This window comes from Moraxella cuniculi (assembly GCF_900637105.1).
GTDB lineage: Bacteria > Pseudomonadota > Gammaproteobacteria > Pseudomonadales > Moraxellaceae > Moraxella > Moraxella cuniculi.
This window is the reverse complement of the sequence record NZ_LR134343.1, coordinates 1,393,146-1,419,006: the sequence shown is the minus strand read 5'-3', so window position 1 is coordinate 1,419,006 and position 25,861 is coordinate 1,393,146. Positions and strand designations below refer to the sequence as shown.

The 25,861-nt window shown below is 40.3% G+C and carries 20 protein-coding genes; 3 read left to right on the top strand and 17 right to left on the bottom strand.

Annotated features, from left to right (window positions below; genetic code table 11):
* Positions 1-5: 5 nt before the first annotated feature.
* The 16 genes from EL162_RS06435 to EL162_RS06360 all read right to left on the bottom strand — a co-directional run bounded on the left by EL162_RS06435 (position 6) and on the right by EL162_RS06360 (position 21,479).
* Positions 6-560, bottom strand: coding sequence for a hypothetical protein (locus tag EL162_RS06435; RefSeq protein ID WP_126330913.1), 555 nt, complete (start codon positions 558-560; stop codon positions 6-8).
* A gap of 145 nt (positions 561-705) precedes the next feature.
* Positions 706-1,338, bottom strand: a complete 633-nt coding sequence (locus EL162_RS06430; protein WP_126330361.1) for a hypothetical protein — start codon at positions 1,336-1,338, stop codon at positions 706-708.
* The gene (locus EL162_RS10200) at positions 1,320-2,507 is read right to left on the bottom strand and encodes a VENN motif pre-toxin domain-containing protein (protein ID WP_126330911.1); all 1,188 of its coding nucleotides are present in this window, start codon (positions 2,505-2,507) and stop codon (positions 1,320-1,322) included. Before EL162_RS10200 ends, EL162_RS06430 begins: the two co-directional genes overlap by 19 nt.
* A 21-nt stretch (positions 2,508-2,528) precedes the next feature.
* Complete coding sequence (locus EL162_RS06420; RefSeq protein WP_126330909.1) at positions 2,529-2,933, bottom strand: hypothetical protein; 405 nt, start codon at positions 2,931-2,933, stop codon at positions 2,529-2,531.
* A gap of 1 nt (position 2,934) precedes the next feature.
* Positions 2,935-4,191 (bottom strand): hypothetical protein, encoded by a 1,257-nt coding sequence (locus EL162_RS10195; RefSeq protein ID WP_227543388.1) that lies wholly within the window; start codon positions 4,189-4,191, stop codon positions 2,935-2,937.
* 421 nt (positions 4,192-4,612) lie between these two features.
* Complete coding sequence (locus EL162_RS06410; RefSeq protein ID WP_170161424.1) at positions 4,613-5,683, bottom strand: VENN motif pre-toxin domain-containing protein; 1,071 nt, start codon at positions 5,681-5,683, stop codon at positions 4,613-4,615.
* Positions 5,684-5,756: 73 nt separating this feature from the next.
* The gene (locus tag EL162_RS06405; protein ID WP_126330905.1) at positions 5,757-6,032 is read right to left on the bottom strand and encodes a hypothetical protein; all 276 of its coding nucleotides are present in this window, start codon (positions 6,030-6,032) and stop codon (positions 5,757-5,759) included.
* A 245-nt stretch (positions 6,033-6,277) separates the two neighbouring features.
* Positions 6,278-6,985 carry a hypothetical protein gene (locus tag EL162_RS06400; protein WP_126330903.1) on the bottom strand — a complete coding sequence of 236 codons (708 nt, stop codon included), beginning with the start codon at positions 6,983-6,985 and terminating at the stop codon, positions 6,278-6,280.
* Positions 6,986-7,109: 124 nt separating this feature from the next.
* Positions 7,110-7,739, bottom strand: a complete 630-nt coding sequence (locus tag EL162_RS06395; protein ID WP_126329789.1) for a hypothetical protein — start codon at positions 7,737-7,739, stop codon at positions 7,110-7,112.
* Positions 7,729-8,148, bottom strand: a complete 420-nt coding sequence (locus EL162_RS06390) for a hypothetical protein (RefSeq protein WP_126329787.1) — start codon at positions 8,146-8,148, stop codon at positions 7,729-7,731. Before EL162_RS06390 ends, EL162_RS06395 begins: the two co-directional genes overlap by 11 nt.
* A 2-nt stretch (positions 8,149-8,150) precedes the next feature.
* Complete coding sequence (locus EL162_RS06385) at positions 8,151-9,125, bottom strand: hypothetical protein (RefSeq protein ID WP_126329785.1); 975 nt, start codon at positions 9,123-9,125, stop codon at positions 8,151-8,153.
* 562 nt (positions 9,126-9,687) lie between these two features.
* A complete protein-coding gene (locus EL162_RS06380; RefSeq protein ID WP_170161397.1) occupies positions 9,688-10,851 on the bottom strand; it encodes a ShlB/FhaC/HecB family hemolysin secretion/activation protein in 1,164 nt (387 codons plus the stop codon).
* Positions 10,811-11,383: a POTRA domain-containing protein gene (locus EL162_RS06375; protein ID WP_126329781.1), complete on the bottom strand. Its 573-nt coding sequence runs from the start codon at positions 11,381-11,383 to the stop codon at positions 10,811-10,813. The genes EL162_RS06380 and EL162_RS06375 overlap by 41 nt, the downstream gene beginning before the upstream one ends.
* A gap of 354 nt (positions 11,384-11,737) precedes the next feature.
* Positions 11,738-12,154 carry a hypothetical protein gene (locus EL162_RS06370; RefSeq protein ID WP_126330901.1) on the bottom strand — a complete coding sequence of 139 codons (417 nt, stop codon included), beginning with the start codon at positions 12,152-12,154 and terminating at the stop codon, positions 11,738-11,740.
* Positions 12,151-20,085, bottom strand: coding sequence for a two-partner secretion domain-containing protein (locus tag EL162_RS06365; protein WP_126330899.1), 7,935 nt, complete (start codon positions 20,083-20,085; stop codon positions 12,151-12,153). The genes EL162_RS06370 and EL162_RS06365 overlap by 4 nt, the downstream gene beginning before the upstream one ends.
* A 434-nt stretch (positions 20,086-20,519) precedes the next feature.
* Entirely contained in the window at positions 20,520-21,479 is a 960-nt protein-coding gene (locus EL162_RS06360; RefSeq protein ID WP_170161396.1) for an Arc family DNA-binding protein, read from the bottom strand.
* A 220-nt stretch (positions 21,480-21,699) separates the two neighbouring features.
* Here EL162_RS06360 and EL162_RS06355 point away from each other — a divergent pair, with 220 nt between their 5' ends.
* The 3 genes from EL162_RS06355 to istB all read left to right on the top strand — a co-directional run bounded on the left by EL162_RS06355 (position 21,700) and on the right by istB (position 24,545).
* Positions 21,700-21,912 carry a hypothetical protein gene (locus tag EL162_RS06355; RefSeq protein ID WP_126329767.1) on the top strand — a complete coding sequence of 71 codons (213 nt, stop codon included), beginning with the start codon at positions 21,700-21,702 and terminating at the stop codon, positions 21,910-21,912.
* Between the two features lie 290 nt (positions 21,913-22,202).
* Positions 22,203-23,795, top strand: a complete 1,593-nt coding sequence (gene istA, locus EL162_RS06350; RefSeq protein ID WP_126329765.1) for an IS21 family transposase — start codon at positions 22,203-22,205, stop codon at positions 23,793-23,795.
* 9 nt (positions 23,796-23,804) lie between these two features.
* A complete protein-coding gene (istB, locus tag EL162_RS06345) occupies positions 23,805-24,545 on the top strand; it encodes an IS21-like element helper ATPase IstB (protein WP_126329763.1) in 741 nt (246 codons plus the stop codon).
* An 86-nt stretch (positions 24,546-24,631) separates the two neighbouring features.
* Here the strand turns inward: istB and EL162_RS06340 are convergent, their stop codons facing one another.
* A complete protein-coding gene (locus EL162_RS06340; protein ID WP_126330896.1) occupies positions 24,632-25,828 on the bottom strand; it encodes a hypothetical protein in 1,197 nt (398 codons plus the stop codon).
* Positions 25,829-25,861 lie beyond the last annotated feature (33 nt).

The following is a 25,861-nucleotide window of genomic DNA, read 5'->3' as shown; positions in this document are numbered from 1 at the left end:
CATCTTTAGTGACTATAAATTCTAATTCCAATAATTCGTTGTTCTAAAAATTCTTTAGAATTTGTATCTAAAGTACTTAGATGTAATTCTGCTCCAATAACAGCATCATCTTGACTGTTTTTTGGCATCAAGTAGCAGGCATCGGCATATATTTCAAAATCATAGTCATCACTAAAACGACCAAGAACATCATTGACACCTACACAGCCAATAAGCTTACCCTGATAGTTTTGACCAAGCGTAATGGATTCCAAGACACAATCTTCTTGACCAGAAAAAACCAATAAAACATCATGATTCCAATAGCAATGTACTGTTCTATGTGACTTACTGTTATCAAAAAAATCAGGGTTTATCTCATCCTTAATACGCCAAATTTCCATATTTGATATATTTTCTACAGAATATCTATTGTAAATAAAATCATCAGAAGCGTGAATGTACTTTACATTACAGATAAAATGATCAATTTCCATACCCAAACAAAATCCCGCCGCACCTTGAAAAGGTATAATTTCAGCATTCATATTTGGTATATAATTCATTTCTTTATTCTCCATTTGCCGTGACCAATAAATTCAAGTCTATTTCCCTGTTTGTCTAGGTAAATTTAATATGAGAGGTGATTACCAACCAACACCAAATGACAACAGTAGACTTAAAAGCTAGTAAGTAGCTGATAAAATTACTATAGAAAATATGTTTTTATGAGCCAAAAATAACAATCTCTTCAATAATTTGATCTGGATATTCTTTGGAAAATTGAATTTTATAGTTTGTATTGAATTCTACGCCCAAAACAGTAATTGTATCATTTATATCATATATGATACTCATTACATCAAAATCATTTTCTATATCAATATCATATAAATCATTATCAAATATATATTTTTCTAAAATTTCTCTATTTTGATTCTTTTCAACCAATAAATGCACCTCAAAATAAAATAAAAAATAATACTTATCTAACAATATATCCAATCTATCGCCAATGTTGACTTTATCAAATAATTTTCCTTGATAGTCATTTTTTAAACTGATAATATTGAGCTTGTTATCATCAAATATGAGTGTTACCGTATTATTCCAAGATGCAATCTGTCTATTCGGGTAATGTTCACTGAAAAAAAATTCCACCACCCAAACATCTTTCTCGGTCAAAGATAAGTCAATATCTTCTCTTTGATAAATAAAATTTGTAGATATTGTCTGAAAAAATTGATTAAAATCCATACCTATATGATAACCAGCAGCAGACTGCTCAGGAATAATATCTGCCATTAAATCTGGCACCAAGGGTATGTTTTGAACACTCATCATTCCCAAATCATCCACTTTTCACCTTTATATATTAATCGCTGACCTTGAGGGTTTAAATAAATCTGATTTCGAGTTATGGTTCCTGGCTTGTAGCCACTATTTTTCTCTATAATCTTGACTATGGTACCATCATTTTTAACTATTTTGTAATAAGGTGCACCATGAACACCTCCACCTGCATGATACTCAAACTCTCCAATTCCTGATGAACCACCTTTAACTTCATAAACCTGACCATTGCCTGAAGATCTAGCTCTGTGAGGTTTTTTGGTAACAACAGCACCGTCCATTTCAAGGGATTGTTTAATCTGATCGGCGGCTTTACCCCAAATGCTGGTAGGGTTGTTGATAATATCCCTAGGGATGCCGGCTTGGCGAGCCAAATCTTCTCTGTAAGTCTGTGGATTGTTATATCTTACCCTCTTAGCTTCCGCTAAGACTTTTTCAGCTTCATCTTTGCTTTTAAAAGTCTTGCTAAGAATTTTACCTCCAGCTTTAATCACATACCCACCAGCACCGCCAGTTACAACTGCAATAGCAATTTCTTCTGGAGTGGTTGGTATAATGAACAAGCCTATTTGTCTGAGGATTTCAAGGCTTTTCTCACCATGATACTTGCCACATTGATTTGAAGGTATGCCCAAAGATTTACATTCATTTTGTTGTCTCTTTGAAATACTTGCGATTTGTTTTGCTGAGTGTCCAGCATTCCACTCAACCCCAACTCTCCCAATCTCAGCTCCATTAACTGCATCGGCTACACTACCGCCTGTTGTGGTGTAGGTAGTTATGGCAGTGGTTAAGCTTAAGATACTTGTGATGGTATCCTTTTCATCTTGACTAAGCTCGTTTGGTTTTTTGCCATATAAATAATTTGATAAAACTGGAGCAACAGCTTCACTGCCTACTGCTGATAAGGCACCTATGGTTGGGTTATTACCTGTGGCATAGCTTACAGCAGCACCTAGTATGGTATGGGCTAGTAGGTGTTGTGGGCTTTGTTCTTCTGGACGATTACCATTGTCTAGTTGGTTTAGGGTTTTGTTTTGTTTAAAGTATTGTCCTATGTTATAAGCTACTTGTGGGCTTACTGCTCTTGCCACATCGCCTATGATACCATTTGAATTAGGGGCATACAAGACTGAGGTAATGCTATCGAAGGGTCTTAGGTTTTGTTTGGCCATCAAAATAGGCTACGAGCCAGTTTATTCCATCCCTATATAAGGGTTTGCTATATCAACAACCTCCTCCCTGTACTCATTAATTAAGTTTTTTACATTTACATTAACAATGTTATCAAAACTGTTAAGAATATAAAAATAAACACTTGGCAACCCCATAGCCAATGAAATATGCAAGGCAGAATCTACTTCATTTTCAGAGTTTATATTCATAAACTTAATTAGATATCCACTTACAGCATCTTTTATTTTGTCATCGGCGATGGTATAGGTGTTCCATTGCCTATCTGACAATTCATATAATATTGGCAGTAAATCATTAAAGTTCAAATTGGGTAATAGGTTATCGATCAGATAGTCAAACTCATTTTCCATCAATGCCACAGAAGGAGATTCTGGCAAAGATTGATAGTAATCTAAATTTTTCATGCTATTTGCCTATATTAACAGGGATGTGAGTAATATTTTGTTGAGGGTTTCTATAAAAATTTCCATCGGAACCTAGATATTTATTCCCAACTTTAATTTGTGCCGTCCACATTCTGCCAGAGTTACTGTTTGGGTATTTAAGGGCAGCTTGTTGGTCTGGGCTGTGCCATTTAATTTGAACTTTTGTACCATTGGCATAAAATTCATATTTATAGCCCTGCCTGATACTTGCTGATGATACAAAAATATCCGTTGTCCCCTGAGGAACCAATTTTCTCAAATTAGATTCATTAATCCTACCTCCATTCAAAACTTGCTTCGTAGCATATTGAGGATTATAAACAACAATATTTGAGCTTGATATTGTGCTTTGATTGGTAGTCGGAGTGGCAACACTACTGCCTCTCTGCCCACGCCCTGCAACCATTCCACCAACCGCACCAGCACCAACTTGCATTAACAAATCTTCGGTACTTCCCGGGGTTACTCCTCCATCTCTTCTTAAGGCTTCTGTTCTTGCTGGAGTGTTCTGATTTTGTGCCCAGCTTGACAATTCCATTGCAGCTAGGGTGTGCTGTTTGTTTTGTATGGTTGTTAGGTGAGTTGAATTTATGCCAATATATCCACCATTTGCATAGCTATCAAAATCCTCCCAAGTAAGCACACCTTGTTTTACCAGCTCAAGCTGTATTTGCTTGGTTCTTTCAGATTCTTGATACCATTGTTGTTTAATCTCATTTCTGCATGTATCATTTTCACATTCGTTGTACTTTTTTTCAAGGGTTTCGTATGAAACAGCACCTGCTCGTTTAAGTGCTAGAATATGATCTTTTTGTTTCTTAGTTAATTGCTTATTTCTTAATGCAGACTCATGATATAAATAATTCCACCTTGTCTGCCCCACATTATTCACCGTGCTTGCTGTGCTGTCGCCTATGGTTGTGCCTAGGGCTGCTGATAGGGCAAGTAAGGTTGCGTCTCTTGTTTCTTTATCAAAGCCTTGTTTTGTAAGGTATTCATCAATCTTTGGAATGGTATAGGCGGTTGTACCTGCTGATACAGCTCCTTGTATTGTACCTGTAGCAAGAACACCTGTTAGGGTGTGTAGTGCTATTCGGTAGATGCCGCCTTCACCCCACTTGTCGATCTCTTTGATGGTATTTTGATACTCATCAGAAGTAATGTCAATGTTTTTATCATTGAGTTCATCTAGCTTTTGAATGAGTTTAAAGGCTTGGTTGTCGGCAAACTCTGCCACACGCTATCGCTAACCCAAGCCTACGGGCTACCGTGCTACGGGCTATAGGTGCTCAACCCAACCTGCGAGCTCAGGAAATGCCGAACAGTCACTCTCAATATCCATCCAAAGGCTATACAAAAGTATAACATGAGAAAGAGCGGTTAGAAAAACTAGAATTCTCTTATTCTCCTTAATAATAAGACCAATCATGTTTCTATTAAGCAAATAAATAACACACAAAAAGCATAAATTTAAAATAATGAATAAACCAAAAATAATCGTATAACTCATCAAGGAATCGTAAAATCTACCATATTTCAGCACTCTAACACAAGCCATATACGAGGAAGATAAAAAACCTCCCAACTGCACCAAAAATAATGGAATGTATAAGCAGTTAAAGATAAAAAAAATCCAACTTAAAAGTCTTAAACTCAAGTTACTCATACCTCCTAATTCCTCCTTTATTGTCATAAAAGGAGTTTTTTCTGCCACCAAGCTGCTTCAGATAATTTTTTAACCTATTGATTGACTTAGCTGAAACTGTTCTTGTGTGAGTCCGAGTGACATCATTGCTATCTGTTAATAACAACACATAGTCTGTACCTTTTGGCACAGCAAAAGGAGATACCATATCAAAATTACTGTGTATCTGATAAGTGGTGGGCTGTCTTGGCACAGAATAATCTGTCGCTTCATCAGGTGATAAACTCAGCATGGTTTCAACTTTATAGCCTTTATCTATCAAAGCTTGAGCCATGCCTGCTCCATACGCACCACCTTCACTATGCGAGATAATTTTAAAAGTTTCGTTACGACTCGTCAAAAGTGATTCATACTTATCGATGTTATTATAGACCTCTTGATAGCCTAAACGATATCTGTCTTTACCATCCTGATCTATCCCCATGAAACTAGATCCATCGACAAAGATGTCTTTTTCTGCTTCTGAATTTAAAAATTCTTTGGCTTTTGGAACAAAAGAAGTTCCACCTATCCAATCCCAATATTTTTCTTTGCCGGGGCTGGCGGGAGAAAGGTTAGGGATGAGACCACCTGTTAGCTTCTCCAGATTGCCAACATACCTATTCCAATGCCCATTTACAAAAATATTAGCATTATTCTCAACCCCAACTCTCCCCACTTCAGCCCCACTCACCGCACTGCTCACATCGCCTGTTGTGCTATAAGCAGTAGTAACTGTGGTTAGACTTAAAATACTTGTAATAGTATCTTTTTGTTCTTGACTTAGCTCGTTTGGTTTTTTGCCAAATAAGAAGTCAGATAAGATAGGAGTAACAGCTTCACTGCCTACTGCTGATACAGCACCTGTTATTGGGTTATTGCCTGTGGCGTAGCTTACAGCAGCACCTAGTATGGTATGGGCTAATAGGTGTTGTGGGCTTTGTTCTTCTGGGCGATTACCACCATCAATTTCATTTTTGAGTTTGTTTTCTTTAAAATATTGCCCAATCCGATAAGCAAGCTCTGGACTTGCCGCTCTTGCCACATCACCTATGATACCATTTGAATTAGGAGCATACAAGGCTGAGGTGATGCTATCGAAGATTCTTAGGTTTTATTTAGTCTTCAATAATATCTATATCAAAAGCAGGTTTTACGCCTTTTTTCTTTTTTTCTTTCATTTTGTTTTTCATATGATTATAAAAGTCATTGCCTCTATAAAACACATAAAAAAATGATAAAACTACTATGAAAAAAAACAATTTAAACAGAGTCATAAATTGCAAATAAGCCAAAACACCAGTAATGGCAAATAAAATAAGATAAATTACAAAACTAATATGAAATTTTTTCAACTTAGTTTTATTCTTGTAATAACCATCATTCATTGGCACAAGCATCTCCCACTTTTTTTGAACAAATCATTATGGCACCGCCCAATGTGCCTATTTTATTACTTATTATTTTAACTTTTTTTTAAAAAATCTAAACATGAAAAAGAATACATCTAAAAAACCAAAAAAAGAAAGAATAATTATCAATAAAAAAATGGTGTAAAAAACTGGCTTTGAAATATATTCTCCAAAATTACCCAAAAAAATTATCAGCAAGAATGGTACAAAAAATAAATAATTTCTTTTCATTGCAAGTCTTTACAATCCTTTTTAGTTTCTACGGAACATACTTTTAAGGCAACTCCAGTATCGGCACCTAATGATTTGCTATAAGAATAGCCAACAGAACCATTTCCGTAAAGAGTAACATTCCCTTTTATGCCAGCAATGGGAACAACAGCACCCTCAAGAGAAACACCTGTTGTTTTTTCTCCAGGACTCAATGTTCCTGTAGCTACCTCAATATTTCCACTAGCAGAACCACCAAATCTTGGACCTAACAAAAAACAAACACTATCAACATTACATACTTTTCTTTCTGTATCCAATGCTGTCCCTCCACTATATCCAAAACCAAAGCCTACCATGCCGGTCGCTTCAAAAGAAGCTGAAGTATTCGCACCAGATAGCGTAGTGTTTACAACCGAATCTCCATATCTTCCTAGAGAATCAGTGATATAACTTTTGGTAGTTCTGGCCCCAGAAATATTAATATTAGAGGCTTTTGTAGTATTATTATACCTTCCTAAAGCACTTTGTGGATAGGTTGGTGCTTGAACTCTTGTTGCTCTTGGTATTGTTGAGGGCTGTTGATTACCAATAATCCTGTTATTATTCCAAGTATATTGATATGACGCAAAATCACCCTTGCCAGTATGACTTTGAATGTATGAAACTAAACTTGGATCAACTTTTGGGATATTTAGGCTGCATATTCCACTCCAAATGATCACTTATTCCACTCTTCACGTGACCACTTATTCTACTCTTCATGTGATCATCTAGTAGTTATTTTGTATAATGACTATATTAAATTAATTTGTAGAGGTGGCTAACAGTTGTTAAGACGTGATTTGCTTAGTCTTTTGGATTATATCGAAAATCTAGCGTCATGTGCCGGATGGTGTAATCAAGACCTGAAGAAGGATGGGTATGCGTACTATAGAATGCAAGGCTGTTATTTGCGCAAGGACTGTTGGGCTTGATTATTGGAAAGCAGGAATCCTGCAATGACTTGAACCATTTATCTAGTATCTGCTTTTGGTTGAGATTTGTGCTGTCAATATAAATCAAAAGCCCACCTGCATTTTGACCTTCTAGTCCAGTGGAATAGCGATAAGCAAGCTGATTTAAGCCTTTAGTGGTATAAGTGGGTCCGCTATAAATTTTTCCTTCACCAATCCATTGATAACTCATATATGGCAAAGTGACGACAATATCAGCGTGACCATTGATAGAAGTGTCATGCCCAGCTTGCCAACCACGAGCGGTCAGAATGACGCAAATAATTACATTAATCAGGTTTTCGCCCTGGGTGGGGTTATTTTTAATCCCCTGAGAGCAAATATTTTTATATTTTGCAAGCTCTGCGATAGCAAAATCTAGATCGCAATACAAGGCATCCAAAAATTCTTGATAGCTTTTTGGATTGGGTGTTATGGACAATTGGCGTATCTTATTATTGGATAGTTGCGAATTATTTAGCATTAAACATTTCCAATAATTCATCTGAGGGTGAAAAAAAAGTTAGTACCTGCTCTCCAAACTCCTGTTCGGTTAAGCTCTGCCCAGTAAAAGGATTGAAGAAATCGCTAGTTTTCATTGCCTCTATGATCTCTTCTTTATTTGGTACAATTTTAAAGCCATCTCTTGGATGCTGAGCTTCAAAGTTCTGAGTTAGAATATTATATGGATGCCTGGTTAACAAAAATACCGCTTGATAAAAGCTATCGTCATCAACTCTCGGGCTAATTCGATATAAATCCATAAAGCTCAAGTGAGAGAAAGCTTTTGGGGATCTTGACACATGATTGATAATCGCAAGACAAACACTCGCTACATCTTGGGGGATGTGGCGAGAGTCTAGCTCATTTTTTGCGTTATCAACAATATTCATGATCAAGCAGTCAAGCGATTAATTGCAAAATTCAAATCAGACAAACTCCTACTGCCGTAAATAAAAGCACCATAGACATGTGAAGCATTGGCTGTATGCAGAGCTCGATAACTGCTCTTGATGGCGATATCCATGTCTCTATTATCCACGCGATAGAATCTTGTGTTTATTTTATAAGGAGTGATATCATTATTCAACAACTGCCCGTTGTATTTTTGTCCACGAACTGCTTTTACACCGCCATCATGGTAAGGAGCTTGGCGCAAATCCGTTGCATTTCCTTTTAGTACTTCATGATGAGCCGTACCTGCTGTTGTGATGAATGAAATCTCGGTAACGCCATTGTCGCTATTCTGTGGCAAGTCGTAAAATGCTCTAATTTTTGGGAAAAAATCCACTCGCTTATCCAACCGAATGTCAATTTCCTTGTTTAAAAAATTAAAAAAGTTATTTTCGGCAATATTTAGCTCATTGGCACCAAGTACGTCCGCCAAATCAATTCCAACCACAATCCACTTATTATCAATCATGATAAAATCATGGCAATTTAGCGGAATTTTTTCGATGGCATATATTTCTTGATAATTGCCATCAACTTCCTTTAAATCATTCAAACTAAGTTGAACCTTAACATTAATCTCTCGGCAAACAAAAAAATGATAGAAATCACATAATTCATCAAGCTTCTGTTTTTTGTATGGTTGATAACTTCCAAAATTTTGACCATCAAAATATGCATCAAGCTTAGTTTTTATCTCATCTTCTTTTTCAAAAATAAAAATCAACTTGTCATCAAAGAAAATATGTGCGTTTATTATGTTAGACAAATTTTGATGTAATGTCGTTAATTTAACACTGTCGTACTCGCCACCCAATTTATTTTTAAGATGAATAAATGTTCTGCCATTTAACGAATTTTTGACAGATTTAAAAACCGATTGTATTTCAGAAAAGGAAATACGGCGCTGCTCAGCCACATCTACTAAATCAGCGATTCTCTCTAATCACATTTAAGTCCATATAGTTCACCATTACTTTTTTCATTGATGTAAGCATCTATACACCAATTATGTGTATATTCACAAAACCAAAACAACCATGTTTTTTACCAGCTTGATATACCACCAAACATTCGAAGATTTTAATACCTTACCCAAACATCAGATGATTGGGTATAATTTTGCACAATTGTTACATAAAGGTTTATATATTTTAAAACAAGAGATGGCAATGTGCAAGTATTACAAAATATTTGTAAACATTCTACCCACCCAATAAAAAACCACCAGCCAAGCCAATGCCTAACTGATGGTTTACGCAGGATTTATTTGTCTGCTGGTTTAAAAAACCGTTTGGTTAGAACTCCACCCCCAAACTCATTCCACCAACCCAATCTTTATCACCAAAATACTTAGGCTGTCTGATGGGATGCCCTGCAAAGAAGTCGTAGTTTAGGCGCAGTGGCTTAATTTGCCCTTTGATGCCGATGGCACCACCGATGGGTGTGTGTCCAAGTAGCAGATTGTCTTGCTCTTTGTTTTACATGGCGATACTGCCAGCATCTAGGGCTAGATATAGACTGTGATTTGACTGCTTAATGGGAAAGCTGACATCTTGACGAAGGATTGCTCCGATGTCGCCTGACAGTGTCCGCTCGCCATCAAAGCCACGCACACTGTATCGTCCACCAATACTCATTCGCTCACTGGGGACTAGGGCTTCTTGGGTGTATTGGGCTTTTAGGTTTGCCTGATAGCCTGCTTGGTAGTTATCGCCCATTTTGAGAGGTGTAGCAAAGTTTAGATTAAGCTTATAAATCGGTGTGCGTGCCGTGCCTTCGTTAAACAGACTCTCAGGTGGTGTCAAGGCATTAAATGCACCTGTACCTCTTTGTATGCTGACATCTGTATTTAGCTGACTTTGCCCCAAGCGTGTCTCATGGCGAATGCCTGCCGTCCAGCCTGAGATTTTGCGGCGTTGTACATCGATTTGGGTATCATCAATATAACTTTTTTGTGATTTGGTGAAGCCACCTGCATTGAGCCATGTTTTGCTCTTAGCATCTCGATGTACCAAGTGGCTGGCATTTAGACTGATGTTATCAGAATCACCGCTGTAGAGATAGTCTTGATTCACCCCTGCCACGGTTTGATGATAGGTGTAATGGCTGGCATTGGCATGAAAGACGGTGTTGTTAATAGGTAATACATAGCCCATACCATAGTTTTTACTGCCACCTTTATCAGTCTTATTGGTATATTCGTCTTTATTGATGTGATTGCCTAAATCACGGCTATAGGTCAGATAGAGTAAGTCATTATGCCAAGTGGGGTTGCCAAAGCTTAAGGTAACACTGCCTTGATATTTACCTGTGGTTTTTGACCCTGAGTCATCAAGACCAAGGCTGCCTCGCACTTTTCTGGATGCGGCGTATTTGATGAGTACATCGCTTGCTCCCACCTTGCTAGTCTCACTTGGCATGATGGCAAAATCAGCATCAGAGCTTGGCACTCGTTTTAGGTTTTCAAGGGCGGTTTCAAGCTGTCTGATGTTTAGTACATCACCAAATTTAAAAGGCAAAGCGGTATTAAAATTGGCAGGCAGTCCTGTGGGGTCTGTATAAACTGTATAAATGGGCTTGGGACTATTTGCCGTATCTGCCTTAATCTGTCCAATAACACCTGGTACGACAGTACAAGACAAGCTGACCACCAGATAAGTTTTGATTACCAATAAAGACTCTGGTGGTGGCAAAGCCACGCTCAATCAAGCGGTTTTGTACATCACGGACAATGTGATGTATATCATTGATGTTTAAACATTGACCCAATACACTACTTTTGCCATGTGTTAAAGGCGTAAGAGCAAAGGCGAATTGATTCAAATCTGCTCTATCAGCATCGCCAGTAATATCGCTAGCAGCATCAATCGGTGCATAAGCGATTTGATTGATGGTAAAGCAAGGCAAATCATCGTGGCTGTTTTGACTGTCAGTATGAATAGAATCCATCTTGGCAATAGACTCAAAGGCGGGCACATCAACTTGCACGCTAGGGCTTGTCATCAATGATTGATTAAGCACCGCTTGTCTTTGTTCATTAAGCAAGATTTGCTGATGGGCAATCTGTTCAGGGGTATTGGCATATGCTGAACAGCATAAGGTCAAAGAGACAGCCAATGCCAATCGTGTTGGTAAGGATAATATATGGCAAGATGGGTGGTTGGTATAGGTCATGGGTTTGGGTCTTTTTGGGTTGTGGGTTGGGTTAATAGGTTATAGTCTTTAAGGGTTGGGTTAAGTAAAGCGAAACCCAACAAAATCAATGAGTTACACTATAAATGCTGGGTTACGCTGTCGCTAACCCAGCCTACGGGCTGCACCAGCGATTGATAGTAATCTAAATTTTTCATATGATTTAGCTATATTAACAGGAATATGAGTAATATTTTGTTGGGGGGTTCTATAAAAATTTCCATCGAAATCTAGATATTTATTTCCAACTTTAATTTGTACCACCCACATTTTACCAAAGTTGCTGTTTAGATATCTAACCCTAGCCGTTGCAGCTTTTGTTACAGGAGGTTAAAATTAATTAAGAACCCATCTCTCTTCACCATCTTCATCTACATATCGATGAACGATGTTATAGGGGCATAATATCCTAAACCACCAACCAACATACTGATTTTCTTCATCAAGCTTATTCATAGCCTCCTCACCAATCCAAACATCTTTAAGTAGCTGACAAGCTTGTTTGGCATCCATCTTGGCTATTTCATCATCAATCTCTTTATTGCCATCATTGGTTATTAAGCGACAGTAGTTTTGGGCAAACAAGAGTTCCAAAGCGAGAAAAAATGCCGTTTCGTTATCATAAATAATTTCTTCACAGGGTGGTTGTATGAGATTTTCACTAACCGCCCAGACATCATCCCAAAGAAAGTAAAGCTCTGAAGCAAAATGACGATTTAAAAAGGTATGGATAATTAGTTCAATCTGTTTCATTCGAATTTTAACTCCAATGTTTTAGATGATGAGCCAACAGGCCGTTGAATTTCAATGGTAAAACGCACAGGATGTTCCCTGTTAGATGTTGCAAAGTTTCTTAATAATACCGTTGAGCCATCACTTTGCGGAACTTTGATTATATATCCTGGCTTGCCTGATGGCGATGTTTTGCCTGGAATAGCTTGATACATAGGACTGCCCGTTTGTGGCAATGTCTTAATCCCAGCTATATCTTTAAATGCCCGATAAACATCTTGGTTGCTTACACCTCTATAAATAGGTGCACCAGCGGTTGTTGGTTGTGCAATGGGTTGGTATGTTTTATTATTGATGGTAATGGGCATTTGTGCAAGTTGACGGTTATTTGCAACTGTTATAATATTTTGTCTGTAAGCAGCACCACTATTGGCAATAGGTGCCGCAGGTAATAACGTCTGATTATTAGCCTTTGCAGGTGTTCGGCTTCCACGCCCAGCAACTGCTGCACCAACCGTCCCAGCACCAGCTTGCATTAGCAAATCTTCAATGCTTCCAGGTGTTACTCCACCATCTCTTCGAAGAGCCTCTATTCGTGCTGGTGGCGTTTGAGCTGATGACCAGCTTGATAGCTCCATTGCAGCCAAAGTATGACGTTTATTTTGAATGGTTTCTAAATGTGGTGAATTTACACCAATATAGCCATCATTAGCAAAACTATCAAAATCCTCCCAAGTAAGTATACCCTGCTTTACTAATTGAAGTTGTATATTCTTGGTGCGTTCTGATTCTCGATGCCACTCGTTTTTAACCGCATCTCTACAAGCATCATCTTTACAAGCATTATATTTTCTTTCTAGTGTTTCATAAGAAACAGCACCAGCTCTTTTGAGAGCTAGAACATGTTCCAATTGTGCAGGAGTTAATTTGCCACTTCTTAATGCAGATTCATGGTACAAATAATTCCACTGCACCTGCCCCACATTATTGATGGTGCTTGCTGTGCTGTCACCTATGGTTGCTCCCAGTCCTGCTGATAGGGCAAGCAAAGCAGAGTGTCGTGCTGTTTCGTCAAAACCCTGTTCTTTTAGATATTCATCAATCTTTGGAATGGCGTAAGTGGTTGTACCTGCCGATGCCGCACCTTCAATAGTACCCGCGCTTATTGCACCCACAGCCGTATGCAAAGCCACACGATAAACTCCACCTTCGCTCCACTTTTGGGCTTCTTGGATGTTGCCTTGGGCAAGCAGTTCAAACTCTTTGGCTTGGGCATAATCGCCGATTTGTTTAGGTATTTCCCTCCCAAACTCTGTGGTAATGATTGTTTGAGCATTTAACTCTTTTAATGCCTGCTCCTTATCAAAGTCATTGGTGATGATTTGATTTAGCTCATCTTGCACTTCTTCTTGTTTGAAGTTCTCTGTATTGATATGGCTAAGTCCTGCTTGGTCAGTGATGGCAGAATGGGTGGTGCTAGTTTTATTAACTGGGTCTATTGTACCATAGCCTAAGCCTTGTAGGGCAGGTTTTGCTTTGCCATCTAGACTGCTGGCGTCTGCACCGATACCAATGCCGACACTGATGGCATCACCTTCATAGCTTAGCTGATTTTCAATGTCTTGGGTTTGGATGCCTTGGGCAAATTGAGTTTGGTTTTTACCTGCATCAGTGATGAGATAGCCACCAGTGAAGCTGCCTTTTCCTTGTACGGATAGGTTTGAGGTATTGGCTTTGATGCCTGATTGCTGGGTGACTTGCTTGTAGCTTGCGTCTATGTCTGTTTTGCCGCCATTGATACTGGCAGATTGTGGTGTGCCTTGGAAGCTGACATCAAGACTGCCGCCCATTTGTTTTTGGTCATGGGTGTATTGATATTCGTCTTGATGGCTTTTGACGATCAGATCACCGCCTACTGTGCCTGTTAGGTATGTGGTATCAAGATTGGCACCATCTAGGATAAGACTGCCACCAATGTCATTGACGGTTGTACCGCCAACAGTGACTTGGGTATTGGTGTGGGTTGTGGCAATCTCTTGGCTACTGCCTTTTGCTCTATTGGCATTAGCGGTAAAGCCAGCAGAGTTTGAGCTTAGTCCATCGGTGCCAAGATTGGCAGAGGCATAGACACCTGCTCCCCATCCTTTACTGCTGTTTTGGCTGTCTTGGGTGCTGGTTTGGGTTGAGGCTTGGTAGATGACATCGCCCTCAACATGGTTGTATAGGTTTTGTCCAACACTGATGTTTGAGCCTGTGACGGTGAGTGTGCTGTTTTCGCCTTTGCCTTTGACATCAAAGATCAGATTGCCATCTGCATGGACATTGGCAGCGTCATTGGTCTCTTGATGGCTTTGGCTGTCGCTTTTGGTGCTTTGACTGCCGATGGTAGCTTGGGCTCTGACAGAGCCTAGTTTGCTGTCTTGTAGGTTTTGATTAAGGGTGCGTATTTTAGATGCAGCTGCTAAAGTCCCCATGAGCTTAGCACGGCGAGAGTCGGTGTCTTGGGCAGCGTCTTTTAAGCTTTCAATGCTTTGTGTATCACTCACAACACTGCTTGAAACACCGGCAGTCACCCCTGTGGTTTTTTGTAAGAAGTGTGATTCATTGCTGGATTGGATATTTTGGCTTGTGATATTGACAGCTTGGGCTTTAAATAAAATATTACCTGTATTGGCATCAATCGCATCTTTTTGAGCGATGATGTCACTGTTAATGACATCCACCCCATCACCTGCTTCAAGGCGGATGTTACCCCCTGTTGTACCCACCAATGAGCCTGTGTAGGTGACTTGCTCATAGGCATCGTTCTGACGAGTTTGCTGTTTGCCTAGGGTCACTGAGGCGGGCGCGGTGGTAAATATGCCTTTTTTGGTGGTTTGCTCGCTACTGTGGCTACTTAGACTGTCTGCGGTAGAGCCAATGCTAAGCTGTTTGTCGGCTTTAACAAGGACATCGCCATCTGCCAACACTTCGGTAGCTACCAATGTTGTATTTACACCGCTGATGACTACTTGATTGCCGCCCACCTGATTTTTTATGCTGGTGCTGCTGTGCTGCTCAAAGCTAGACCGCTCAGTTTTACTGCCTGTTAAGCGGCGATTGGTGTGTAAACTTGCACTCTCTACACTCTGTGTCTGCCGCCCCTCAATCATGCGTACATCCCCAGTACCAATAATAGCCGTAGTGCCTGTGGCAGAGTCTAAGTGCGAGCCTTGGATGTTAATGTCTGCATACTCACCTGTAGTTCTGATGATGGTGTTGCCATAACTGCTAATATTTGAGCCTACATCGGTAGTTTGGCTGTACTTAAAGTAGTTATTCTCATCGGCGACAGCACTGATGTGATTGCTTACGGTAACAGCACCAATGTCGATGCCGTTTTCGGCGGTGATTTGGGTGCTGCCACCAGCGTTGTCTGATGTGGCACCTTGATAGATGATCTGATTGCCACGCAGACTTAGGGTGGTTAAAGGTTTGCCATTATCATCAGTTTTGTCTTTTAAGCCCTCACCAACACTGATGGTGGCGATGCGTGTGGTGGCGGTGTTAGATGAGTGGCTTTGTCCTTGTGTGTTTGTTTGGGTAGCTGTTTGGCTTTGGTTGATGATTTGGTTGCCTGCATCTAGACTCATGGCACTGTTTGCATACATGGTGCCATGATTGGCAATGGTATTATCTGCTGTGACAGCGACAAAGTTACCATAAATGGTGCCTGTATTATTGACATTGTTTGCGGTAATGGCAGCTGTGTCTTTGGCGATGAGGTTGCCATTATTGTCAAGATCGCCAGTCAGCTGCATGTTAATATTTCTTGCTGAGACAGCACTGTATCTGCCATCAGGGGTAAGTGCACCTGTGGCGATGTTGGCAGATCTTAGATACAGCTTAGGCACCAACACTTCTTCTGTTTTGGTGATGGTATTGCCATCTTTGTCTTTGGTGGCGACCGTGATGGACTGTTTGACCAACCAGACGATGTCTGTGGTTAAGTTCGCCATCTGCTCAGGCGTGAGTGCGGTGCCAAGCGTGTAGCCGAACTGTTTGGCATGAGTGATGCCATTATCCATCAACTGTTTAAAGGCTTCTTCATTACTGCGGTAATCGGTGTTGATGTGTCTGCCTGTCAGTAGATAATACTGATCTTTAATGCGCTGTTGCTCACCATAGCCATCAGAGAGGCGTTTGTGGATGTGATTTGGGTCTGATTGTAGGGCTTTTAGCATATAATCCGAGCCAAGCCACTGTTTGTAATCGGTAAAGGCGGCATCGGTTTGAACCAGTGGCTGATTAGGGTCGTCAGCGTTGATGATGTATAAGGCTGAAGTTGGTAAGGTGATGGTGTCATCACCCACATCTTTAATGATGGTAGAAACATCATTATCCACAGCTGGCTTGTCAATGCTGGTGCTATTTGGCGTGGTATTGATCGCAGCGTTTAGGATGGGGAGCTCGTAAGTTGCCAGCGGCGCAAAGGATTGTACAAAGGCACCACTGCCGATATCAATACGCTTATGCCTACGACCTGCAGCAGATGACTCAACCGTGCGGCTGACATATCGACCATTTTCCGTGACTTTGGTTTTTTCACCATGCAGGCCATTGTCAGGTGTTTGAATGACAGTATCGCCAATGACAGCAAAGTCATGACCTGCAGTTATCTGGCTTTTATCATTAATTAAGGTATCGCCATGAATGATAAGATTATTGCCAGCCACCATACGAGCAGGGTCAGAGGTGAGGGTTTTATCCTCATAGACCACAAAGTCAACAGTGATCTCATCAATCTCTTCACCAACACGATGATAATCACCGTTAGCTTGTTTGACATATAAAGCACCAGTCGGTGCGCCTTTTTTACTGGTTGGACCCAAATACGCTTCATCGGTGGTGTAGATGTTTAATGCCAAATCCACATCGCTTTTGTCTTTGACGAACTGACGGTTATACTCTCGAATCGCTGAATTTAGCGCTTCGATGGATGCAGCATTATCCTCTTCCCATTTTAACAATGGACCCATAACTTTGGTGTAATTTGCCAGCTCTTTGTTGTACTGAGCACACGCTTGATTGGCTGCACCTGCCAAAGCACAGCTTTCGGCGGTTTCATTTTCTGGCAGATCAGGCTCATCTAACAGATCCTGAGCTTTAATGCTTGGGATAGGCTCTTTGGGCGGCTCAATTTTAAAGTACGACCAGATGGCAGAATCATTGCCGTAGTTGATGATGCAGTCGCTACCCTCTGGGCAGTCAAACAATCCTGCCATGGGTTTATTGCCCAAATCATCAGTATTGGTGCTTTTTTGAATGACAGGAGCTGCCCCTGACTGCTCACGGTTGCGATAGAGTGTTTGTCCATAGACAGATTCTTCCTCTACCTTGACTGTATGCTTGTTAAAGTCGGCATTGGTGTTTAACAAGGTTTTGGTATTAACCTGCATCTGCCCACCAGATTCAATGGTTGCACCGTTATTGATGATGGCTTCGGCTTTGCCTGTGGCATGATGATTGTCATCAAGACTGCCGCCAATGTTAAGACTGTCAAGACTTGTGATTAAAGCTTGACTGTCGAAGTTTTCGTTGAATTTGCCCGCTCTGTCAGGGTTGGGGTTGTTGTTTAGGGTGTTTACACCAATATCCAGACGCTCTCTGGCTGCAATGACTGGGGCGGTGTGATGGCTGTCGGTATCACTGGCTTTGGCTGGGGTGTTGTTTAGTGTGTCGGCAGTAATGGCAAGGTGTGTGCCATAGATACGACCACCAGCCAAGTTATCAATGGTGCCTGCAGCTTTGATGAATGTGTTTTCACTGTTGATCAAGCCTTGGTTTGTGATGTCATTGGCATTCAGTGTCAAATCTTGATCGGCGGTAAATTGACTTTGGTTAATCAGCTTGCCACTTGTTGTAAACGCTAGGCGATTGGCAACAAGCTTATCCTGATCCGTGTGGGTATAGTCTGCTTGTTGGGTGATGGTCAGCGTATCAGCCGTGATAGTACCGCCATTTTGTAATTCTTTGGCAGTGATATCTGCTTGTTTGACTGCGGTAATGGTGCCGTCTTGATTGATAATACTGTCCTTGGCGATAAGTATCATATCACCACCGCTTGTCAAACTACCCTCTGCATTAATGATGGTAGATTCACTGTCAATCACCATACCATCTTTGGCACTAATATCGCCTTTGCTGTTGTCAAAGCTGGTTAATTGCCAGTTAACGGTGTCTAAGGCGATTTTACTGTCGGTGTTGGTAAGAGTCTTGGTGTTTAAGGTTTGTGCGTCAATGGATGCTTGATTGGTGTTCTTTGTCTGATTGGCGGTGATACTAATGTCGCCTGTGGCTGTGATGAGTGCTTGATCGTTTGTGTTGGTCAAAGATTTGGCTGTGATAAAACCATCAGCACTTGGTACTGGGATGGACTGAGTTGTGTCTGTGGTTGCAGGTAGTGATGGGTTTGATGAGTTGGCAGTGTTGGCTGTTGTATTGTCTTTAGAATCACTACCAATAGTACCAGCACTCTGATCGCTGCTTGGCGTGCTTGGTGCATCGAGGGTGGTTTGCTCATACAGACTTTGACCGATGACGGCTTTATTGCTGTTGGTGAGTGTGTCTGTGCTGATATTAAGACGGCCTGTGCCTGTTTGGATGAGTTTGCCTGTATTATCAAGCTGATTGGTGGTAAGTTGTAAAACACCGCCATAAATACTGCCTTGATTGTTTAAAGTATCAGTGGCATCAATTTGGGTGGTCTGAGTGCTGTGGATGGTGCCTGCACTCTCAAGGTCTTTTGTATTGATGGTGAGATTGGCTTGTTCGCTAAGCAGTGTGCCATCGTTTAGAACAGAATGATTATGGGTATTGATGGCAAGTTTGTCTTTGGCAGACAGTATGCCAGCATTGACAAGATTGCCCTGAGCATCTAGGGTGAGTGTACCGCCTGCCTGTACGCCTTTGCCAGTTGCGGTGATGACACCAGTGTTATTAACCCCAAAGCCTTTGTCCGTGCCAATCAGATGGATTTTACCAGCATACATACCACCCAAAGATGAGATGTCTAGGGCAACGCCTCGCTGTTCTTTATTGGTGGTTTGACTGGCGGATAATGCACTGGTTTGTTTATTAGTGGCATTAAGCTTGGTAAAATCACCATTTTGAAGACTGATTTGATTTTCGCCTAGAATAATATCAAGCGTATTACCTGCATAAATCTTATCATTGATTTGGGCAGTTTTGGTAATTAAAGCGGCATAATCGGTGCCTTGTAGGTTTAGTTTGCCATTGACTTCAATATGAGCAGCAGAGTTGCCACTGACTTGATAACCAGATACCTGCCCTTGATTGACTTGGCTGCCTGCTGCTGCCAGATGGACATTGCCTGCATTGATAAGCCCAGCGCCATTAACCACTAAGCCTGATGGATTAGCAATGATGACATCTGCCTTTTTACCTGCAATTTCAATAAAACCACCCAAGTAGCTTGGATGGTTTGAATTGATTTGGTTTAAGATGGTAGAAGCTTCACCACGAGCCATAAAGGGGTTGGCTGCCACAAAGCCTGCGATTTGGGTATTTGTTGCTTGGCGGTTGTTATTTAAAATAACACCAGAACTGCCGACATCAAATTGGCTATAATGGTTATTGGATAAACCGCGAGCATTGGGGGTGGTGATATTGACTGAAGTGATGCCACTGGCTGTGGGTAGAACAATGGGTTGTAGTGATTTATCGGCGGATGGATCAGCGATGACGGTGGTGGCGTGGGCAGTCATGTCCAGCCCAAGCAGAAGTGATAGTGCAAGAGTCTTTAAACCAAAACCAACAGGTGATGACGCAGCCGGCGTACTACCGCCCATGCTTGAGTTATCGGATTTGCCTTGCGATCTTGTCTTTTCAGAAACCACCACAAGTCTGCCTAGGCTTTTGCTAAAAATCACACGATAACAAAAACGGTTCATGATTGCACACCTATCTTACAGTACCAAATTATAATCTTAATCTACCAAAACACCTGCCAGTTTACCAATTCTTAGCAACAAAGCAGTAATATTTTGTGGATATTAGCACAGGTATTCTTAAAAATAAAGTCTTATCTATTTAAAAATTTAATTTTTATTTTTTAACTTTATTTAAAAGTTACTCTGCATACTCGAATCACTTCTTGTTTTATGATACTAATCAGCATCTATGGTTACTATGCAATTCTGTTTATAATCACAATATTTAAAAAATGATTTAATTTTTTAAGATAAATCAAATGATGATAAAATCTAAATAAAGAATCTTGCAATCATCAAATCCATCAGTTACAATCAGGTAACTTTAATTGCTGATTAGATGGTCATTAGACGATCTTGAATATTTGCCTAACCTTTGACTGTCACGACTTGAATCAATCATAATAAGTTCTCAACCTAGCATCCTCATTGATATATGTCTGCGCCCTAAAGCACAAATCTTGATAACCTTGCCAGTAGTAATTAGCATCTTGTTTTTCATACATGTACCGATCCCAAATATCATCCATCCATGGAATAAAGGTGGTGCGCGCCATCAGATTTAGTGGATGTTGTATGCCTTGTTTTAATTGTTCGCACCGTTCCGTGTCAAATACATAACTCATGGCTCGATGTTTGTATTCATTGCTTTTGCAAATAGCTCTTAGTGCCAGTACAAATAAAGCTTGTATTCTGGCACCCGTGGCACCGACAACATCGCTCAAATGGATGTTGGTGGTATAGACTTGAGCGTGCTTTTGATCAAATTGCTTGATGATCAATACCTCACCTGTGTGAGTGTCATTTCGGATAAATGAAACCTTTTGAACCTCATCAAATCTCGCCTCTGGCTTAAAACAAAACTCAACCACCGCCTCGACGGTATTTAAATTGCTAAAGTCTTTGTTTTTAGTAGGGTATGGACAGCCCTCATCAAACATCAACCAAGCGGCGTCACAGCCTAAATAATCTGCCAGCTGTTCAAGCTGGGTAAAGGTGGGTTCAAGATCACCTTCAAACCAGCGAACCACTTCATCGGCACGCTCATAGCCCAATTCATAGGCGATGCGTGCAGAGGTAAGCTGCCTAACCATCGGAACTTTACACAATTCCAATAAAGCGATATTTAATCGTTCTTTAATGGCGCTTAATCGCTTGGTTTTATGATGACGAGCGACAATCTCATCCATCTTCTGGATGATGTCTGCATAGCTGTCATTAGGGGTAGAGAATGAATTGACCAGGCGATAATTCATTTCAAGATTAAGCGAGCGTCCGTTAAACTCTGCTTGTTCTAAGAGTTTTTGTTTCAGATCAGGTGGGATGCGTAGATTCACCTGAATATCACCAGCCATAACAGCTCCTTTGGATTTAAATGAATTCATTATACTAAAAAGTGAGTGAGAATTAATATAATTTTGCTACATTGTATACCATTATTTTATATTTATGGTACAATATGGTACATGTAAATAAAATAAAAAATATATATTGGTACAAAATTATTTGACAGTAGCAAATCAATCATTTATGATAAGGCAATCAGTCGTAACTTTTTACAGCTAGGAGTATCTCATGTCTGCCCAACATAATCGTAAAATCACGCAAAGCAACATAAAGCTACCAACATACCTGAAAGACTGGGCAAAAGAGCAAGCTGACAATGATTTTCAGTCATTGTCAGGCTTTATTGCCAAACTTATCAGCGAAGAAAAGAACCGTCGCGAATCTGCGATTAACACCTACAACTCACAAATAAGCAGATCAATACATCTTGCATCTTTATAAGATTGGGCACGCTTTTTGCGTGTCTTTTTAATAACTGGTAGAAAGAATGAATAACGAATGAATAACGGGAGGTAGCTTATGCACTGGTCATAGCGAATTAAACGCCAACATAAACACGATTGCAACAAAAAAGCGCTATCAACGCCAATTGATAGTGCTTCATAAAGATTGTCTGCTAGAGGGCTGACATCTTTATTATCTCTGCTAGTACTTGATTTGTCAAGTGCTATAGGGCTTTGCAATCCTTAAAAGTTAAAAATATTCTTTAATTTAACCATTGAGGATTTCTTATGAAAATAGATAATAAAATTATCCGTGCCGCCATACGGCAAATTGATCAAGACTTAAGCAACCGAGCCATAGCTCTCCATCTGAGCATCTCACCCACAACTGTCGCCAAAATACGAAAGCTTTATTCTGGCTGCATTGTTGATATTGATGAACTACTCACCGTCAGTGATATTGAGATGCGAAGACTGTTGGGTCTGGAAAAAGCATATAACCCACATAAAATCAATCCAGTTAAGCCGCATCCTGATTGGACATATATAGATCAGGAGATGACACGCCCTGATATGACACTTGAGTTATTGTGGCAAGAGTTCAAGAAGACACATCCAGATGGCATTGGCTATTCACAGTTTTGTGAACAATATCGCAAGTATAAGAAAACAGTAAGACCAAGCAAAAGGCAAGTTTATAAAGCTGGCGATATGGTGCAAGTGGATTTCTGCGGTCGTACTGTACCGATATACGATGAGAAAATGGGCAAAATCATGATCAATGCCCAAATATTTGTTGCCATATTACCAGCATCTGGTTATATCTATTGCACTGCCGTTGCTTCTCAAAAGATTGATGATTGGCAGTTGTGTCATATTCGTATGTTTGAATTTTTTGGTGGCGTGCCCTTAAAGTTGGTTACAGACAATTTAAAATCTGCGGTGATTAGCAATAATAAAACAGGCATTCGGCTAAACGCATCGTACAGTGAACTTGCTGATCATTATAATATTATCATTTTACCTTCAAGACCTAGAAAACCTCAAGATAAATCCATGGCAGAGCTGGTAGTTCGCATTGTGCAGATGGGTATTTTAGCCAAATTAAGAAACCGAAAGTTTTTTGATCTTGACGAGCTCAACCAAGTGCTCAAAGAAGAGCTTGTGATTTTAAACACCAAAACCACTAGGCGCTACCCAGAAAGTCGTTATGTTAGCTTTACAAAGACAGATGAACCGTTCTTAAACCCACTACCTGCCGCACCATACGAAGTCTGCCACTGGACTTACGGCCTAAAAGTATCTGAGTTCTATACTATTACCGTAGGTGATTCAAATTATTCGGTGCCATATCAGTTTATCGGACAGCGTGTAGATGCTAAAGTGGCAGGCAATAAAGTATTAATATATCTAAATAGAGAGCTTATTGCTGAACATCCATACATTGCCTTAGGCAATAGTATTCTTACTGAGCATATGCCAAGAAACCATCAGCTACAAGATGAAATGCAACCAGATCGGTTGATGGCATGGGCTAAGAGCATTGGCTCACAAGCCGCAGCTGTTATCCAAAAGCTGCTAAATAATAAAACTGGCTACGCCAATAATCTTAGAAAACTCAATCAGTTAAAGCGATATTTACTTGAACATAAAGTACCAAATATACAGATAGAACAAGGCTTTGACTATGTGCAAAGACTCAATATCTGTGCGGTTGATCGGATTATTTCAGTATTTAAAAATAAAGTTTACCAAAAGAACGAGCATCTACTCATGCCAAGTATGGAAGAGTTGGATGTGGTCTTTGCTCCGAAACAGCCACATGAAAACATCCGTGGATCAAGCTACTATGCTAATAAATTAAACCAAATTGCAATATAGGGAAGAACCATGTCAAACAATCCAATTGTCACAAAATTAAAGCAGTTAAAACTAAGCCATGCTGCCAATTACTACGAGACACATTATCTTACACCAAGCAATCCACAAATTAGCACAGTGCAGCTGATTGATGGTATGTTGGAGTATGAAATTAACAAAAGGCACAATAATCACATTGACAAGCTGGTTAAAAACGCCAAATTTCGCTACAATAAAGCTAGAATTGAAGATATAGACTACAGCAGCAAACGGTTAAGTCCTGATAGTATATCGCACTTATTAGAAGATGAGTGGTTGGATAGGCATCGTAGCGCAATCATCATGGGTGCAACTGGTACAGGCAAAACTTGGCTGGCTTGTGCCTTAGGCATACATGCTTGTCGCAATTTAAGAAAAGTGCTATTTGTTCAAGCTGCTGATCTGTATGAAGATATCATTCTCTCCATCGCTGATGGCAGCATTGCCAAAACCAAGCAGAAATATTGCAAAGTAGATTTACTGATTATAGACGACTTCGGTATTGGTGAATTGCTGCCCCAAATCTGCCCTGTGCTGCTGGATATTATAGATAAGCAATCCACTGTGGGCGGTTTACTCATCACCAGTCAATTCCCTATTGAGCGTTGGCATGGACTGTTTCCAGAAGCAACCATTGCTGATGCAGTGCTTGATCGTATAGTTCACCGAGCGTATCCAATCACCCTGACTGGCGAATCCATGCGTAAGAAATTGGCGCACGTTATCAATTAATCATTAAGCAACTAATTTCACAAAAGCCAAAATCAAATGATCAGCATTCATCGGAATGGCTGGTCATTTTAAATTGGAATTACTGTTCATTTGAGACTGGAATGAGTGATCAAGGGGGTGTGGAGTTTGCAATTTAGGCTGATGCCAGTACCATGATTATTCCATTGTACGCCAACCAAATTATCATAGCCCAAATCAGGTCTATTTGATGGAACAGCGTTATGACTATCAGCATTTTCATAGAAGCTACCTTTTTTAAAATTAGCAGCTCTTAGTGCATTAGCAATTTGTTCTCTTGACCATTTTTTATTACCACCTTGTCTTTTATAGAGCTCTTCAATAACCCAAGCCTCTCCCATATTGGCATGCAACTGCCTATTAAACGCATCCACATTCAGTGCTGTGGCAGTGGCTGAGGTATCTGCACCGATTGCAACCCCTGCTGTTAATAATACCAAAGAGGTCAGTTTGCCTGCTGCAGCTTCGGCATCATTTTTATTTATCCCTTTGGCTATAAGTTTATCGATCAGTTTTTCTTCTAGTTTATTAATATAGGGTGCAGCAGCTGCTACAGAACCTGTGGTGATGGCTCCTTGTACCGTACCTGTAGCAAGAATGCCTGTTAGGGTATGTAGTGCTATTCGGTAAATACCACCCTCTGCCCATTTCTTAGTTTCTGCCAGTTTTTCATCTGTGGTAAGATTGGGGTTGTTAAGTATCTTGGTGATGGCATAGTCAGAAATTTCAGCCACTGCCTTTGGTGCGTTTTGTCCAAAGGTAAAGGTTACTTGTTGCTGTAGAGTGATTTCTTGCTGCACTTTGTTTTTGTCAAAGTTGTTGCTAATAATGCCATTGATATACTTATTTTCTGCTACATCATCGGTGGTGATGTTGGTGTATAGGTTTTGGCTGTCTGTGTTTTGGTATTTGCTGTTTTGTTTGTCTTGATTTGTGATGGTAATATTATGTGTGCCAATACCACTTGTTGTTTGGCTGTGGTTGTTGTCTTTGTCTGTGCCATAGCCCATGCCTTGATAGGTTGGTGTGGTGGCGGTTGATACAGTTTGGGCTTTGATTGGCTTGTTGGGATTTGGGATTTTTTGTCCCAATGCTTCACCGCTGATATTAACACCTCCACCAATGCCAAAGCTATTAGCATCATAGCTTGTATTGGTTAGCGTAGTTACACCATCGGATATACCTTTAAATAAGCGTGAATTTGCCAAACTCTCTTCTCGCATCTTTGTCGCCGCCAGTTGTAATGCACCTTGGGTAATAGTCACATTGGGCGTTCCTGAGATGATACCAACCAAGGT

What these genes read in the sequence shown, in the direction of transcription:
- EL162_RS06395 (WP_126329789.1), bottom strand. Translation starts at nt 7,739, where the DNA reads ATGCTAAATAATTCGCAACTATCCAATAATAAGATACGCCAATTGTCC.
- EL162_RS06370 (WP_126330901.1), bottom strand. Translation starts at nt 12,154, where the DNA reads ATGAAACAGATTGAACTAATTATCCATACCTTTTTAAATCGTCATTTT.
- EL162_RS06375 (WP_126329781.1), bottom strand. Translation starts at nt 11,383, where the DNA reads ATGACCTATACCAACCACCCATCTTGCCATATATTATCCTTACCAACA.
- istB (WP_126329763.1), top strand. Translation starts at nt 23,805, where the DNA reads ATGTCAAACAATCCAATTGTCACAAAATTAAAGCAGTTAAAACTAAGC.
- EL162_RS06435 (WP_126330913.1), bottom strand. Translation starts at nt 560, where the DNA reads ATGGAGAATAAAGAAATGAATTATATACCAAATATGAATGCTGAAATT.
- EL162_RS06365 (WP_126330899.1), bottom strand. Translation starts at nt 20,085, where the DNA reads ATGAACCGTTTTTGTTATCGTGTGATTTTTAGCAAAAGCCTAGGCAGA.
- istA (WP_126329765.1), top strand. Translation starts at nt 22,203, where the DNA reads ATGAAAATAGATAATAAAATTATCCGTGCCGCCATACGGCAAATTGAT.
- EL162_RS06355 (WP_126329767.1), top strand. Translation starts at nt 21,700, where the DNA reads ATGTCTGCCCAACATAATCGTAAAATCACGCAAAGCAACATAAAGCTA.
- EL162_RS06420 (WP_126330909.1), bottom strand. Translation starts at nt 2,933, where the DNA reads ATGAAAAATTTAGATTACTATCAATCTTTGCCAGAATCTCCTTCTGTG.
- EL162_RS10200 (WP_126330911.1), bottom strand. Translation starts at nt 2,507, where the DNA reads ATGGCCAAACAAAACCTAAGACCCTTCGATAGCATTACCTCAGTCTTG.
- EL162_RS06360 (WP_170161396.1), bottom strand. Translation starts at nt 21,479, where the DNA reads ATGGCTGGTGATATTCAGGTGAATCTACGCATCCCACCTGATCTGAAA.
- EL162_RS06390 (WP_126329787.1), bottom strand. Translation starts at nt 8,148, where the DNA reads ATGAATATTGTTGATAACGCAAAAAATGAGCTAGACTCTCGCCACATC.